The 15,948-nt window shown below is 39.8% G+C and carries 13 protein-coding genes and 1 pseudogene; 11 read left to right on the top strand and 3 right to left on the bottom strand.

Features of this window, described 5'->3' with window-relative positions:
• Positions 1-30 precede the first annotated feature (30 nt).
• The gene (gene xylR / locus G9F75_RS08290) at positions 31-1,185 is read right to left on the bottom strand and encodes a transcriptional repressor XylR (RefSeq protein WP_167409042.1); all 1,155 of its coding nucleotides are present in this window, start codon (positions 1,183-1,185) and stop codon (positions 31-33) included.
• A gap of 263 nt (positions 1,186-1,448) precedes the next feature.
• Here xylR and xylA point away from each other — a divergent pair, with 263 nt between their 5' ends.
• From xylA to G9F75_RS08270, 4 genes are all read left to right on the top strand, one after another.
• A complete protein-coding gene (gene xylA, locus G9F75_RS08285) occupies positions 1,449-2,786 on the top strand; it encodes a xylose isomerase (protein WP_017417840.1) in 1,338 nt (445 codons plus the stop codon).
• A 131-nt stretch (positions 2,787-2,917) separates the two neighbouring features.
• Positions 2,918-4,417 (top strand): xylulokinase, encoded by a 1,500-nt coding sequence (xylB, locus tag G9F75_RS08280; protein ID WP_088056496.1) that lies wholly within the window; start codon positions 2,918-2,920, stop codon positions 4,415-4,417.
• A 174-nt stretch (positions 4,418-4,591) separates the two neighbouring features.
• The gene (ppsA, locus tag G9F75_RS08275; protein WP_121984438.1) at positions 4,592-7,189 is read left to right on the top strand and encodes a phosphoenolpyruvate synthase; all 2,598 of its coding nucleotides are present in this window, start codon (positions 4,592-4,594) and stop codon (positions 7,187-7,189) included.
• A 273-nt stretch (positions 7,190-7,462) separates the two neighbouring features.
• Positions 7,463-7,729, top strand: coding sequence for a hypothetical protein (locus G9F75_RS08270; RefSeq protein ID WP_021493437.1), 267 nt, complete (start codon positions 7,463-7,465; stop codon positions 7,727-7,729).
• Between the two features lie 336 nt (positions 7,730-8,065).
• Here the strand turns inward: G9F75_RS08270 and G9F75_RS08265 are convergent, their stop codons facing one another.
• Complete coding sequence (locus G9F75_RS08265; RefSeq protein WP_003154037.1) at positions 8,066-8,164, bottom strand: YjcZ family sporulation protein; 99 nt, start codon at positions 8,162-8,164, stop codon at positions 8,066-8,068.
• Between the two features lie 1,270 nt (positions 8,165-9,434).
• On the opposite strand from G9F75_RS08265, the gene G9F75_RS08255 reads away from it, so the two are divergent.
• Positions 9,435-10,349, top strand: a complete 915-nt coding sequence (locus tag G9F75_RS08255; RefSeq protein WP_121984440.1) for a helix-turn-helix transcriptional regulator — start codon at positions 9,435-9,437, stop codon at positions 10,347-10,349.
• A gap of 63 nt (positions 10,350-10,412) precedes the next feature.
• Positions 10,413-10,913, top strand: a complete 501-nt coding sequence (locus tag G9F75_RS08250) for a DinB family protein (protein WP_167409041.1) — start codon at positions 10,413-10,415, stop codon at positions 10,911-10,913.
• A gap of 149 nt (positions 10,914-11,062) precedes the next feature.
• On the opposite strand, the gene adhP is transcribed toward G9F75_RS08250, so the two are convergent.
• Entirely contained in the window at positions 11,063-12,079 is a 1,017-nt protein-coding gene (gene adhP, locus G9F75_RS08245; RefSeq protein ID WP_014417995.1) for an alcohol dehydrogenase AdhP, read from the bottom strand.
• Between the two features lie 654 nt (positions 12,080-12,733).
• Here adhP and G9F75_RS20240 point away from each other — a divergent pair.
• The 5 genes and pseudogenes from G9F75_RS20240 to G9F75_RS08215 form a co-directional block, all read left to right on the top strand.
• Positions 12,734-12,868, top strand: a pseudogene (locus G9F75_RS20240) (hypothetical protein); the annotation flags it as partial.
• A 436-nt stretch (positions 12,869-13,304) separates the two neighbouring features.
• Entirely contained in the window at positions 13,305-13,508 is a 204-nt protein-coding gene (locus tag G9F75_RS20075; RefSeq protein ID WP_017417852.1) for a hypothetical protein, read from the top strand.
• A gap of 376 nt (positions 13,509-13,884) precedes the next feature.
• Positions 13,885-14,301 carry a UPF0715 family protein gene (locus G9F75_RS08225; protein ID WP_014417997.1) on the top strand — a complete coding sequence of 139 codons (417 nt, stop codon included), beginning with the start codon at positions 13,885-13,887 and terminating at the stop codon, positions 14,299-14,301.
• Between the two features lie 96 nt (positions 14,302-14,397).
• The gene (locus G9F75_RS08220; protein ID WP_014417998.1) at positions 14,398-15,153 is read left to right on the top strand and encodes an N-acetyltransferase; all 756 of its coding nucleotides are present in this window, start codon (positions 14,398-14,400) and stop codon (positions 15,151-15,153) included.
• A gap of 328 nt (positions 15,154-15,481) precedes the next feature.
• A partial coding sequence (locus tag G9F75_RS08215; protein ID WP_167409040.1) for a T7SS effector LXG polymorphic toxin occupies positions 15,482-15,948 on the top strand: 467 nt, incomplete at its 3' end.

The raw sequence follows: 15,948 nt of genomic DNA, 5'->3' as shown, positions 1-15,948 counted from the left end.
ATGAGCGTAAAACATAGAAGTATGTACATTTCAGTTATGAACCATGTCGAGAAAATGATCAATCACAATAGAGGACATTCCTAAAGCGGGTGCATTTTTTCCTAGGATAGATGGTAATAATTCATAGCTATTGTCTAAATGGGAATAAACCCTGGATGACACTTCACTTTTAATTGAATGTAAAACCATAGGATGCGATTCAATGATGCTGTTTCTTAAAATGATGGCTTGCGGATTAAATGTATTTAGAATATTGGTCAGGCCTATTCCTAAATAGAAACCAAAATTTTGTAATGCCTGTAAAGTTCCAACATCATTCAGATGGGCGAGGTCTATGATATCTTGGCTGGACACTTTTTTCTCTTTCGTCTGAAGAGATGTTAATAAAGCCTTCTCTGAAGCATACAATTCCCAGCAGCCTCGGTTTCCGCAGCTGCATTTAGGACCCTTAAAGTCTATTGTCATATGTCCCATTTCTCCAGAAAATCCGCCAACCCCTCTATATAAATGATTGTTGATTATAACTCCGATTCCTATTCCTGTACCGATACTTGCATAAATCATGTTATCGTGATTTTTTGCCGCACCAAATACTTTTTCTCCATATGCGCCGGCATTTGCCTCATTTTCAATAAAAACGGGCACATTGAACTTCTCTCGGATGAAAGATTTTAAGTCAATATCTCTCCAGTTGGAGTTCGGAGTGAAAACAATTTTTTGATCTTTATCAATGAGTCCAGGCACGCAAATACCTATACCAATAAGCCCGTATGGAGATTGCGGCATATTTGCAATAAAGTGATGAATCATCTCAATTAAAATATCTTTAGTGATTTCTGGAGAATTGCATTCCAAATGATGGTGTTGATCAAGGACGATCGTCCCTTCAAGATCTGTTAAAATGCCATTAACATAATCCACGCCAACATCTATTCCTACGGAGTATCCTGCTTTTTTATTAAAAACAAGCATGACAGGTCTTCTGCCGCCGCTGGATTGTCCCTGACCTATTTCAAATACGAGGTTTTCTTTCATTAAAGTGTTTACCTGTGACGAAACAGTTGATTTATTTAATCCGGTCATTTCAGATAATTTTGCTCTTGAAATAGGAGAATTCTTAAGTATTTCGTTTAGTAATAACTTTTGGTTAACTTTTTTGACAAAGGCTTGATCAGCGATATCCACTTCATCCACTCCATTTGTATAATCTTTAAATTAAGTTGAACGTTCTGTGTTATCGTGCGAAACGCAGTACATAGCGAATCCAACCTTTATTATATCTAATGTGTTCGTAAAAAACTAAAAAAAATATTGAAAATACTGATGAGGTTATATAAGATGAAAATAAGTTAGTTTGTTTGGGCAACAAACTAATGTGCAACATGACATAAAAGCATCTGTATTTGAATGATCATGTTTAGAATTTATTTTTAAGGGGGAAATCACACATGGCTCACTCTCATTCCGGTTCAGTCAACTATTTTGAAAGCGTAAACAAAGTGATTTACGAAGGGAAAGAATCCACGAATCCTTTAGCATTTAAATACTATAATTCTCAAGAAGTAATTGGCGGAAAAACGATGAAAGAGCATTTGCGATTTTCTATTGCCTATTGGCATACATTTACCGCTGACGGCACAGACATTTTTGGCGCAGCTACGATGCAGAGACCGTGGGATCACTATAAAGGCATGGATCTGGCGAGAGCGAGGGTAGATGCAGCGTTTGAGCTGTTTGAAAAACTGGATGCGCCATTTTTTGCTTTTCATGACCGGGATATCGCACCGGAAGGAAGTACGTTAAAAGAGACAAATCAAAATCTGGATATAATCGTGGACATGATAAAAGACTACATGAGAACCAGCGGCGTTAAGTTATTATGGAATACTGCAAACATGTTTACGAATCCCCGTTTCGTCCATGGTGCGGCGACTTCTTGTAATGCAGATGTATTTGCGTATGCCGCAGCCCAAGTAAAAAAAGGATTAGAAACAGCAAAAGAGCTTGGCGCGGAGAACTATGTATTTTGGGGCGGACGTGAAGGGTACGAAACTTTGTTAAATACCGATTTAAAATTTGAGCTTGATAATATGGCCAGATTTATGCATATGGCAGTGGATTATGCGAAGGAAATCGGGTATACAGGGCAGTTTTTGATTGAACCAAAACCAAAAGAGCCGACCACCCATCAATATGATACGGACGCAGCAACAACCATTGCCTTTTTAAAGCAATATGGCTTAGACAATCATTTTAAATTAAATCTCGAAGCCAATCATGCCACATTAGCCGGGCATACATTCGAACATGAATTACGCATGGCGAGAGTGCATGGCCTTCTTGGCTCTGTTGACGCGAATCAGGGTGATCCCCTTTTAGGCTGGGACACAGATGAATTTCCGACAGATTTATATTCTGCGACATTAGCAATGTACGAAATCCTGCAAAATGGCGGTCTTGGAAGCGGCGGATTAAACTTTGACGCAAAGGTCAGAAGATCTTCTTTTGAGCCTGATGATTTACTATATGCCCATGTTGCAGGGATGGATACATTTGCAAGAGGGTTGAAAGCCGCCCACAAATTAATCGAAGATCGTGTGTTTGAAGATGTGATTCAACACCGTTACCGCAGTTTTACTGAAGGGATTGGTCTTGAAATTGCAGAAGGAAGAGCTGATTTTAAGACACTTGAGCAATATGCGCTGAACAATCAGCCAATTAAAAACGAATCAGGGAGACAGGAGCGGTTAAAAGCGATATTAAACCAATACATTTTACAGGTATAATGAAAAAAGAAGCTCCAGATCCCGCTGTAAAAAGATGCAGGCAGCCAAGTTCCCGGAATTGCCCGTCATGAAGTTACTGTTATGGCGGGTCATTTCAATGGGGATCTATTTAGAGAGGAAGGAGTGAAAAAATGAAGTATGTCATTGGAATAGATCTTGGAACGAGTGCCGTTAAAACCATTTTAGTCAATCAAAACGGCAAGGTTTGTGCAGAAACGTCCAAAAGTTACCCGCTCATCCAAGAGAAGGCGGGATATAGTGAGCAAAATCCTGAAGACTGGGTGCAGCATACAATTGAAGCATTGGCTGAATTGATTTCGATATCCAACGTTCAAGCCGGGGATATTGACGGGATTAGCTATTCAGGACAAATGCATGGGTTAGTACTGCTTGACCAAGATCGGCGGGTGCTGCGTCATGCGATTCTTTGGAATGATACCAGAACGACGCCTCAATGTAGCAGGATAACCGAGACATTTGGCGATCATCTGCTTGATATCACAAAAAACCGTGTTCTTGAAGGGTTTACATTACCTAAAATGTTATGGGTGAAGGAACATGAGCCTGAACTTTTTAACAAAACCGCTGTTTTTTTGCTTCCGAAAGACTATGTGAGATTCCGCATGACTGGCGCCATTCACACCGAATACTCCGATGCGGCGGGAACGTTACTTTTACATATGACCCGCAAAGAGTGGAGCGATGAGATTTGCAATCAATTTGGTATTTCAGCGGAAATTTGTCCTCCGCTTGTTGAATCCCATGACTGTGTAGGATCGCTGCTTCCGAGCGTTGCGGCGGAGACTGGGCTGTTGGAAAAAACAAAAGTGTACGCCGGGGGAGCAGATAATGCTTGCGGTGCTGTCGGAGCCGGTATTCTTTCTTCCGGAAAAACGTTATGCAGCATTGGGACGTCAGGAGTCATACTTTCCTGTGAGGAAGACAAAGAAAGAGATTTTAAAGGGAAAGTGCACTTTTTTAATCATGGAAAAAAGGATTCTTTTTATACGATGGGGGTCACGCTCGCTGCAGGGTACAGCTTGGACTGGTTTAAAAAAACGTTTGCGCCAAACGAATCGTTTGAACAATTATTGCGGGGAGTGGAATCTGTTCCGATAGGAGCAAATGGACTGCTGTACACTCCTTACTTAGTCGGTGAAAGAACGCCGCATGCTGATTCATCTATTCGGGGAAGCTTGATCGGAATGGACGGAGCCCATAAAAGAGAGCACTTTTTGAGGGCGATAATGGAAGGCATCACATTCTCTTTATATGAATCAATTGAGCTATTCCGCGAAGCGGGAAAATCAGTTGATACGGTTGTCTCTATTGGCGGGGGAGCTAAAAATGAAACGTGGCTTCAAATGCAAGCTGATATTTTCAATACGAGGGTGGTTAAGTTAGAAAATGAACAAGGTCCCGCCATGGGGGCTGCGATGTTAGCTGCCTTCGGAAGCGGGTGGTTTGACTCTCTTGAAGAATGTGCAGAGCAGTTCATTCATGAAGCAGCTGCATTTTATCCAAAAGAACAAAATGTTCAAAAATATAAAACACTATTCGAGTTGTATAAGAACATTTACGTTCACACAAAAGATCTCAATACAGCTTTAAAGAGCTTTAGACAAAAATGAAGAAAGAACCTCGCCAAATTGGCCAGGTTCTTTTTATATTGCACAAAAACAGACACGGTGATATAATCAGAACACGCGTGCTTTTTGTGTGAAAAGTCATAGTTATCCATCTTATATTATGATTATATCATACTGAAAAGCTCTTGTCAAATTTTTTTGAAGGGGAGATATAGAATGAGTTCTTTGGTTCTCGGCATTCACGAAATTGAAAAAACACAGCCTTTGCTCGTTGGAGGAAAAGGGTTACATTTAGGGGAATTATCAAAAATTCAAGGAATACAAGTACCGGAAGGATTTTGTGTCACAACCGCAGGATATCAAAAAGCCATTGAACAAAACGAAACGTTACAAGCGCTGTTGGATCAACTGACCATGCTGAAAGTGGAGAATCGGAATCAAATTGGTGAAGTCAGCAAAAAAATCCGGCAAACCATTATGGAAGCAGAAATTCCTTCAGATGTAGTCAAAGCAGTTGCTTGCCATCTCTCCCGATTCGGCGAAGAACATGCCTATGCCGTACGTTCCAGTGCGACAGCTGAGGATTTACCGCATGCCTCTTTTGCCGGTCAACAAGACACCTATTTAAATATTACCGGCGTCGATGCGATCTTGCAGCATATCAGTAAATGTTGGGCGTCCCTATTTACGGATCGCGCGGTCATTTACCGTATGCAAAATGGATTTGATCACAGCCAAGTTTATTTATCCGTTATCATCCAAAGGATGGTGTTCCCTCAGGCTTCGGGAATTTTATTTACCGCTGATCCGATGACCGGAAACCGAAAGCTGCTATCCATCGATGCCGGTTTTGGACTTGGTGAAGCACTTGTCTCCGGCTTAGTCTCTGCCGATTGTTATAAAGTACAGGACGGGCAAATCGTCGATAAGAGAATAGAAACTAAAAAATTGGCTATCTATGGACGAAAAGAAGGCGGAACAGAAACACAGGAGATCGCTCTTGATCAGCAAAAGATTCAAACACTGACTGATGAACAAATTTTACAGCTGGCACGTATCGGGAGACAGATCGAAGCTCATTTCGGCCAGCCGCAAGATATCGAATGGTGTTTGGACCGCGATACTTTTTATATTGTCCAAAGTCGTCCGATCACAACGTTATACCCCGTTCCTGAAGCGAACGATCAAGAAAATCACGTCTATATCTCTGTTGGTCATCAGCAAATGATGACGGATCCCATAAAACCCCTTGGATTGTCTTTTTTTCTGTTGACGACTGCTGCACCCATGCGTAAAGCCGGCGGAAGGCTATTCGTTGATGTCACACATCAGCTGGCATCTCCTAATGTCAGAGAAGTTTTCTTAAAAGGCATGGGGCAGCACGATCCGCTCTTAAAAGACGCACTTATGACCATAATAGAGCGAGATGATTTCATTAAGCCGATACCTGATAAAACGGCACCGATTCCCGGCAAAGGCAATGCAGATATGCCGGAACAAGCTGAAAACGATCCGGCAATTGTTTCTGATTTGATTAAGAGCAGTCAAGCATCGATAGAAGAGTTAAAACAAAACATCCAGGCGAAATCAGGATCTGATTTATTTCGTTTTATTTTGGAAGATATCCAGGAATTAAAGAAGATTTTATTTAACCCAAAAAGTTCGGTGTTGATTCGAACTGCAATGGATGCTTCATCATGGATTAACGAAAAAATGAACGAGTGGTTAGGTGAAAAAAACGCAGCAGACACGCTTTCTCAATCTGTATCCCATAATATTACCTCAGAAATGGGGCTTGCGCTATTAGACGTCGCTGATGTGATCCGCCCTTATCCAGAAGTAATTGCCTATTTAGAGAATGTAAAAGATGATCACTTTTTGGATGGGCTGGTGACGTTTGAAGGCGGGCGGGAAACCCATGACGCTATCTATGCTTATCTCAACAAGTACGGAATGCGATGTGCCGGAGAAATTGATATGACAAGAACTCGATGGAGCGAAAAACCAACTGCACTTGTCCCTATGATTCTTAATAATCTCAAAAACTTTGAGCCAAATGCCAGCCAGCGGAAATTTGAGCAAGGGCGGCAGGAGGCGTTGAAGAAAGAACAAGAGTTATTAGACCGATTGAAGCAATTACCGGATGGTGAACAAAAAGCCAAAGAAACCAAACGAATGATCCGCATCATCCGGAACTTCAGCGGGTTCAGAGAATATCCAAAATACGGCATGATCAGCCGCTACTTCGTTTATAAGCAGGCTTTACTGAAAGAAGCCGAACAACTCGCAGAAGCGGGCGTTATTCATGAAAAAGAAGACATATACTATCTCACTTTTGAAGAACTTCAGGAAGTCGTACGCACACATAAATTGGATTACCAAATCATCAGCACACGAAAAGGCGAGTACAAAGTATATGAAAAACTAGCTCCGCCGCGTGTTATCACATCTGACGGTGAAATCGTTACAGGCGAGTACAAACGAGAAAATCTCCCGGCCGGTGCGATTGCAGGGCTGCCCGTTTCCTCGGGAGTCATAGAAGGGCGGGCACGGGTTATTTTAAACATGGAAGATGCCGATTTGGAAGATGGAGATATATTAGTTACCTCCTATACTGATCCCAGCTGGACGCCATTGTTTGTATCCATAAAAGGCCTGGTCACTGAAGTTGGCGGACTGATGACCCATGGAGCGGTTATCGCGCGTGAATACGGCTTACCTGCAGTTGTTGGAGTTGAAAATGCAACCCAATTGATAAAAGATGGACAGCGAATACGCGTTCATGGAACAGAAGGCTCTATTGAAATATTATAATAGCGGGGTGTGCAGCACGTCACCAGATATTTCCTGCATTTGTACCAATGATAAAAAGTTCCCATTGAACTAACAAAGATCGAACAATAAGAAAAGCCGGAACCTCTTAAAGGAGGAATCCGGCTTTTTTTATGTGAAAGCCATTTTGCTTAACAATTATTTATATGAATGGTAGCGTTTTATTAAAGAGAGAAGGTGATTTATGAGATGGTCTGTTTGATATGTAGTATTGGTGCCGGATGACAATTATTTTTTTACAAAGGGGTTATTTTCATGAACAAGTCTTGTGTTAAAGATGAAGACAAGTCTGGTGTCTTTGAGACAGAAAAGTCTGCAGAAGATAAAACGGGCTCATCATCAAACATGATGAGTGCTAAGGGTTGGACTGGATGTGTATCAGATTGTTTATGCGATAAGAATATTAGCCAATGGGCAATCACTGGTTTAACTATTTTATGTGGAACTGCTTGCTATGCTTGTATAAATACTGCAGGTATTATTGGTGTCAATGCAAGCTTTGATTGGGAGAAATGTAAATGATTAATATTTTAAGTAAGATACTATTTATTTTGTCTGGTTGCGCATTGTTGATCTTTGGGATCATTTTAAAGAATGGATCAATTGCTTTTGGATTGTTCGCCTTAATCTTCATAGCGGCAATATTAGTCCGAGTATTTCATAAAAGATCTGAAAAGGATTAGCAGCCGTAGGCAGGGGAAGAAACTCTCCTGCTTATGAAAAAACTTCAGAGTAAAAATAAAATGTTTATTTTAAATGGATTTGTTTTCAAAAGTAAAAACGCCATAAAACTTCTTATGGCGTCTGTCCGAACTAAGGGATGCAATGTTTGGGAGACGAATATAAATCGTCAATGTGCTAGAAAAGGAATGCAGCACCTACAATGATTAACAAAATGAACAGCACAACGATCAATACGAAAGAGCTTCCACCGTAATTTCCACCGTAGTTCCCCATATTATTGCCACCTCCTGTTGTTAGGATAGTACATAATATGCCGGACGATAAATTTCGACATAGATTTAAGTCTAAATAAGAAAAAATGGATGTTATGTCTAAAATGAAGAGCTTCTAAGACAATAAATAATAGAGGAGGGATATGGCTAAACATGCAATAAAACTGTGTATGAAAGTGGTGAGCCATGAAGTTACTTCATCATGCAGAGCCACATACGAAGAGATACAGGGAAATTATAGTTAACGAAAATATTCATCATTTCCCGGGCAAGCGCAGTATACGACAAATCAAAACAAATCACAAAGGGACGGAAGGTACGATACAAGGAGGCTGCTTGCGGGTTTGTGGTGCAGATAAAGTTATAGGCAACGATGACCGGGGCGGCTGCGGATCAACTGAAACGAAGTATATTCCCAGGCAAGGAGTATTTCTTTAACCTGAAACTTTTATAAAGCATTAACGTATTACTTTATAAAGGTAAGTAAGGAGGCTTCTGAATGGGATTAAAAAATTTCTTTAATACTGAGTTAACATGCTCTATCTGCGGAAAAACATTAAAATCAGGGGATGAGATAACAGCTTATCTTACACTTCCGAGTGAGAAGAAGATGCCTGTGGGGAGAATGGACAAAGTGTTAAGCAAACACTCTGATAAGGTCTGCTGTAAAGTGTGCAGTGAGTAGGTTTAGTGTTATGAGGAACCTCTGGCGGGTTTCCTCATAACAAATATCAACCAATTAAATTAGAAAAAAGCGAAATTGTGATGATTAAAGTAGATAAAGAACTGAGGGATACCAAAGGGATCATTTTTCGTTTACTTTGTTTTTTTGAAGGTTTGTTTAGCTCGTGGATCACTGCACCCCATAAAAGCATGGATGCTAAAATGATAAGACTCATATGTAACAACACTCCTTTGTTTGTTTTTATAAATTTTACCATATATATCACAAGGATGTCGATTGAACGAACATCTCTTCTAAAATTGTTGAGAGATTCAGTGAACTATTATGTAGATTAAATTGGGCGTCAAATTACTCAGTGAAGATGAAGCTGTATACATAAGCAAAGGTTCAACAGGCGTTTTATTGAATATCAGATGAAGCGATAGAAGGGTTTATCGGGGATAAAGCATATGGTATTCGCGTATTATGCGGTTAGGTGGAAAAATTAAGCTTTCTGCGTGGTTTCTTGAAGTGACAGGAGGTGAGCGGCATAAATGTGTCAAAGCCAAAAGAGCACTTCCAACCCTAATAAGGAAGGAATTGAGAATTGAAATTAGAACGTTTGTTATCAATCATATTCAAGCTCTTACATAATGAAATTTTATCTGCCTCCAGTTTAGCTGATGAATTTCAAGTATCAACGCGGACAATTTATAGAGACATCGAAGCGATTTGTGCAGCTGGAATACCAGTCGTTTCATACCAAGGGGCTAACGGCGGTTTTGGGATAATGAGAGGATACAAATTTGATAAAAGTTTAATCGGTTCTCATGATGTATTGAATTTAATTACAGTATTAAGCAGTTTGTCGAGTGTTTTTGAAGATAAGGAAGTTGAACACACGATAGATAGATTAAAATCTCTGGATACAAGCGAAAGCAGCAGGACTTTGTATGTTAACTTGGAAAGCCTTAGAACAGAACCGAATTCATTAATCCGGCTGCGAAAAGCTATACAGGAAAAAAAGGCAGTACGCTTTGATTATGTCAGTAATAAAAATGAATTTACATCACGTGAAGTAGAACCTATCCACCTTCATTATAAGTTTCGTAATTGGTATGTATATGGCTTCTGCAGAGAACGTCAAGATGATAGAGAATTTAGAGTATCACGTATGATGAATATAACGCTTGCTCAAGAAGAGTTTTTGCGCAGTCACAAAGTAAAAGATGAACCATCTTATTCAGAATCCGACCTGGGAGGGTTTGCGGATGTAGTCATTTGGGTTAATCCTAATTCCATAGCTAAAGTATTAGATCAATTTCAGAACGCTTCAAAAGTCATGAACAGCGATGGAAGTATGACGTTTACAATCTCTGTGTATCGGCCTCAGCATGCCGGATGGCTTAAATCAATTCTTTTGAGCTTTGGCAGTGGCGCTAAAATTATAAAACCGGTGGAACTGCAATCAATTTTAATAGATGAAGCTGAAAAAATAATGAAAATTTATAAAGATGTATGACAATCTGCTGTCATATATCTTTTTTTATAATCACAAGTATCAACTTTAAAGGAGAGATGTTAAATGAACCATGTGAAAAACATGTATCAGTACCATGTTTGGGCGAATAAAGCGTTATTAGAAAGAATAAAGGAATTACCAAGTAATGTCCTTTATGAAGAGGTTCACAGTTCATATCCTACAATTGCTCAAACGTTCAGTCACATCTGCGCGGTGGATGTTATGTGGTTACAAGTACTTAAAGGAATAGACATGCAGGAAGCATTGGAAGCTTCTATGGGTTATTCAGAAAGGGCTCATTTATATTCTGCAGATGAATTTGCGGCGTCTTATGAAGAACTGGCTTCACAGTTTGAAGAATGGATGAATAGCCAAACAGATTTAGAACAAAAAATGAACTTAAATAATCCTTGGTTAGGTTACAGAGAAACTGCTTACTCAGAAATTTTATTCCATGTTGCCAATCACGGAACTTATCATCGGGGCAGCATAACAACTATGTTAAGACAGCAGGGCTACGCTTCGGCAATGACTGACCTTGCATTATATTGGTATCAGGGTTAGTTCAGGCAGTACTCGCTAAATGAATGTCCGCTGAATGGTCTGTAGAGCTTCTTTTCTGAACTAAATGACAAAGTCTCATTCAGTCTGGGTGGGGCGCTGAGCAAGAATCGAGATCAAAGGCTGCCGTATCATTCCCGGCAGCCTTAAGATTAGGAAGTAAAATCGATAACCATGCGGCCGGTCACTTTACCTTGCTCCATTTCTTCAAAAATATCATTCACATCTTCAATCGGGCGCTTTGTCACTTTAGGTACAACTTTACCGTCTGCGGCAAATTGAAAAGCTTCCTTCAAATCTTCTCTGGTACCTACTAATGAACCTACTACCTGAATCCCATCTAACACGAGACGGGGAATATCTAAATCCATTTTGTCCACCGGTAAACCGACAGCGACTACACGGGCTCCTGCTTTTACAACATCAATCGCTTGATTGAAAGGGGTTTTAGAGACAGCCGTGATGACCACAGCATCAAGCCCTGAATCGTTAGTCACTTCTTTTGCTTTAGCGACGGGGTCTTCGTTTAAACTGTTTACAACCGCATCAGCGCCTAAGCTCTTAGCAAAATTCAATTTTTCATCGCTAATGTCGAAAGCAATTACTTTAGCGTTAAAGACATTTTTTGCATATTGAACAGCCAAGTTGCCTAAACCGCCGACTCCAAATACACCGATCCATTGACCTGGTTTAATTTCACTGACTTTAACCGCTTTATAAGTTGTTACACCTGCACAAGTAATGCTGCTTGCTGCTGCAGGATCTAAATTTTCCGGCACCTTTATTGCATAATCAACCGCTACGATTGCTTCTTCAGCCATTGCGCCGTCAACTGTATAGCCGGCATTTTTTACATCCCGGCACAAGGTTTCACGGCCAGTTAGGCAATATTCACAGCAGCCGCAGCTTTCAAACATCCAGGCAATAGAGACGCGGTCGCCCTTTTTCAGACTTGTTACACCTTCACCGATCTCAGTTACAATGCCTATTCCCTCATGACCTAAAGTGACGCCAGTAACATCCCCGAAATCAGCATTTTTAACATGCAAGTCAGTATGACATACACCGCAGTATTCCATCTTAACTTTGGCTTCACCATGTCGCAAAGGACGTAATTCTTTTTGTACGATCGCTATACTTTTGTCTTTTGTTGCTACTACTGCTTTCAAATCATACACCCCTTTCAAATATTAGCAGAAAATTTTTACTTATCTTACAATTTAACATACCGCTCTTATTTTGAAAACCCTTACATTTTGCGGATAAGTGTCTCTACAAAAATTGAGGGAGCTGTGCAGGGAGGATTCTATTGATGATTTGTCATCTCCAAATGCACAGAATTTACATATATACATGAATAGATACGTTTTCAAAGGAGGCCTTTTTTTGAGCGATAAAAAGCTGACGGAAGATAAATTTGACAATCACCGGCTCACTAAGTTTGCGCCCTTTATCAGCTTATATCGGAAACAATGTAAGTGTCGGACATGATGCTCTCATTCATGGCCCTCTTGGAAATCACACGTTCATCGGTTTTAAGGCAATCGTATACAATGCAATTATAGGAAAAGGATCATTTATTTCATACAATGCTGTTATCACAAATGGTGTACGAATTGCACCGAATCGGTTCGTTCCTCCAGGTGCCGACATAGATACACAAAAAAATCTGACAGACTCAGACGAGTGACAGAAGAGGAACGTGAATTTACATTGGAAGTGCAGCGCGTAAATCAAGAATTCCCCGCTTCTTATAAAGCGTTATTCAGCTAACGGAAAAGCAAAATACGAATATCCTGGATTAATTAAATTGATGCATGAGAATTGGCGCTCCACGATGCAAAGGCCAGATAAGTTTTGGGAAGAGTCAGATTTCACACAGGGATTCACAAAGGGAAGAGGTGAAAGCTGTTCATCTGGATATTTATTTGTGGGGAAGCTGCAAGAAGGTTCGAAGGTGAGCAGGGCGGCGGATTAAAACTAATCTTCCCGCAAATTTATCCCAGCAGGACTGACAGGAGGATACAATCATAAAAATAAAATGATAAAGCTTCGCGAATGAGCCTAAAATCGGCTCTTTTATAATTTTCCTTTAGCGCTTTAATGGAGAAATGCAACACTCATGGTTCTGCTGGAACAGACAACTTTTCTTATACAATTAGCATATTACAGTTACTTATTTTTACATAACTGTTGGAAATCGTCTTTCCATCTGAGATAATAAAATTTATATTGATTGATACATGGGGAGTAAGGATGGGCTGTTTTTATCAAGCGGCAGGCAAACCATTTTACAAACAAATTCCTCAAGCGGTTTTTATAACCGAAGAAATCAGTGCTTTGGATAAACGCTGTAAGAAAGACTTTCTGTTTAAATAAACGAGGTGAAAATCAATGAATGGTATAGAATTCTTAGAATCTGTGTCGCGACTTGGACAACTCATTTTGGTGTTTTCCTGCTACGCCGTTTATTGGAAATTGGGTAAAACGAAAAGGGAGCGAAGACTTACAAAATTCGAAGCTTTGCTTAGGTTCTTTGTAATGTTTGGTCTATCTGCATGGGGGCTGTCGTTTCTTGCTTTGAATTTGTGGTCATAATCTTTCTGCCGATATTTGAGCTTAAACTGCAGAGAATTACACTGGCAGGAGATGATTTTACCCTTTGTGAAAAGAATTTCACGGGTAATCATTTGAACTTGAGCGCGGCTGATAAGGTGAAGGAGCCGGCTGCGGAGATGTGTGGATTAAAGGCTTTTACGGATTCGAACACGATGAGCCGGATGCAGATTGGTGAGCGATACACAGTCAAGGTATTTCCTTGACCTTTTTTAATGGCAATAAAATTTCTGGATATTAAGATAGTGAATTGATGATCTGCCAAAAAACATAGATCTTTTAAAGTGATGGATATATACTGATTTTAAACAATAGGAAAAAATGGATACTTTATTTTTATAAAAAGCAGGTGAAATATATGGAAGCAGCGTCTTGGAGCAAAAGTCAAAGCTATACTTACACATTGGCTTTTTCAAGTTTGTCGTATGGTTTGATCTTCGGGCTATATATGTTTGTATACTCGGGTTTTGTGCCATTTGCATTGGTTACTGTGGTTATCATTGCTTTTTACGCATTCATTACTTACCTTTTGTTTGCTGTTCCTGTGCAACTATGGCTAAGAAAGAAGCCTAAAAAGTTTAGTTTGGTTCATCTTTTCATTTATACAGCAGTCGCTTTTTTAGCTGTGTTCTTGTTCTGGTACATAGATAATCCGCCAATTGATTTCTCAGTTTTTAGAACTTTCATTTATTACATAATGAGCATTGTTGCTGCGTTCATATATTGGTTCTGGGACTCTATATTTCTGAGAAATTACAATACTCCCCAGAAGTAAAGCTGATTTTCTAAAAAAGACCGACTAGCGCCATGCACAGTCTGCATTGTTCAAATTGAAATTCATGTGATGAATCCAGAAAGCGGGTGAGGAAAAATGGAATACATTGAGTTGACTAGGGACAATATTGATGACAATCATATTTGCTGTGCATTAGGTACGAAACAATATGAGGATGCGGTAAATGAAAAGAAGAGCTGGCTCAAAGATCGAATGATTGATGGCTTGGTGTTCTATCGCCTAAACAAACGGGCAAAAGTTTTTATTGAATATTTACCTGCAGAAGAAGCATGGGTTCCGGTAAGCGCACCTAATTTTATGTTTATTAATTGTCTTTGGGTCTCAGGTAAATATAAGAATAACGGACATGCGAAACACTTGTTAGAAAAATGTGTGTCAGATGCAAAATCCCGAGGTATGGATGGGATAGTTCATATAGTGGGGAAGAAAAAACTCCCTTATTTAAGTGATAAGCATTTCTTCGAGCATATGGGATTTGCTGTGCAAGATGAAGCAGAACCCTATTTTCAGTTGGTGTCACTGACGTGGAATGAACATGCACATCCTCCTGTATTTAAAAAACAGGTGAAAAGTAATTCCGTTAATGATAAGGGAATCACAATATTTTATACAGCTCAATGCCCATTTGCAGTCGGATTGTTAAAGGATTTAAAGGAACTGATTGAAAAGAAAGGACTTCATTTTCAGGCCCGGCGAATAACGTCAAAAGATATGGCGCAAAAATCCCCGGCAGTTTGGACGACTTTCAGCGTGTTTTATAATGGGACATTTCTCACTCATGAGATGATGAGCGTGAATAAGTTTGAAAAAATACTCAATGGCTTAATTTAAACTATCTTAAGACTAACTTCGAGGGAAATGAATTCTGTAATGACCTTTACTGCGCTGTTAGCTGTTTTTGGCATAAATAATATTGGGTTGTCACATATGAAGGAATCTAGGTGTACTCGTTATCTCACTTCCCTGCATTTAAGACTGGGATCCATACTCTTTATAACCATCAGCCGATGCATTTTCCGCGATTTGACTTGCGGGAGAAAACATCAGTTTGATGGTTATTTTTATGAACGGAGAAAGTTCAACGCAACAAAAAAGAAGTTCTTCAGGCATTATATCCTATGGTAAAATTTAGACAGAAAGAAGCGGAAAGGAGACGTAAATGAAAGTATTTGAAGCAGCCTCGTTCATTTCAGCCGCAGAAAAGCGGGCTAAACAATACGATCAGATTAGAGAACAATTTATTAATCTCAGAAAAGCGTTTCAGGAAATGGCTGACTTAGACGACAGTGAGTTTTCAGGCAAAGGCGCCGACAATATCAAAGCCTTTTTCCAAGACCACGCCAGCGTCACGGACAGCTGGCTTGATCTGATCGATATGAAGATTGCGTTTCTTAACAGTATTTCAGGAAAAGTAGCTGATGCCGGATTGGCCGATTCGTTTGTGGAAGAGTCATTTTTAGAACATGAGTTGATACATGCGAAGAATACATCACAAGCTATCATGCAGGAGCAGCGCAATGAAATGAAAGGTATCCTTGATGAAATCAGTGATATCATTCATCTTGATGTTTTCTCTACAGAAGATGTCGATCAAAAGCTGGATTCAGCAGACAAAAAACGGGATAA

It is taken from the genome of Bacillus sp. EKM208B (assembly GCF_011800725.1).
Taxonomy (GTDB): Bacteria; Bacillota; Bacilli; order Bacillales; family Bacillaceae; genus Bacillus; species Bacillus velezensis.
The sequence above is the reverse complement of the archived record's forward strand: the minus strand, read 5'-3'. Positions and strand labels throughout refer to the sequence as shown.

Bases quoted from the DNA above. Each gene is read 5' to 3' on its own strand.
- xylA (WP_017417840.1), top strand. From the start codon at position 1,449: ATGGCTCACTCTCATTCCGGTTCAGTCAACTATTTTGAAAGCGTAAAC.
- xylB (WP_088056496.1), top strand. From the start codon at position 2,918: ATGAAGTATGTCATTGGAATAGATCTTGGAACGAGTGCCGTTAAAACC.
- ppsA (WP_121984438.1), top strand. From the start codon at position 4,592: ATGAGTTCTTTGGTTCTCGGCATTCACGAAATTGAAAAAACACAGCCT.
- G9F75_RS08270 (WP_021493437.1), top strand. From the start codon at position 7,463: ATGAACAAGTCTTGTGTTAAAGATGAAGACAAGTCTGGTGTCTTTGAG.
- G9F75_RS08265 (WP_003154037.1), bottom strand. From the start codon at position 8,164: ATGGGGAACTACGGTGGAAATTACGGTGGAAGCTCTTTCGTATTGATC.
- G9F75_RS08250 (WP_167409041.1), top strand. From the start codon at position 10,413: ATGAACCATGTGAAAAACATGTATCAGTACCATGTTTGGGCGAATAAA.
- G9F75_RS20075 (WP_017417852.1), top strand. From the start codon at position 13,305: ATGAATGGTATAGAATTCTTAGAATCTGTGTCGCGACTTGGACAACTC.
- G9F75_RS08225 (WP_014417997.1), top strand. From the start codon at position 13,885: ATGGAAGCAGCGTCTTGGAGCAAAAGTCAAAGCTATACTTACACATTG.
- G9F75_RS08220 (WP_014417998.1), top strand. From the start codon at position 14,398: ATGGAATACATTGAGTTGACTAGGGACAATATTGATGACAATCATATT.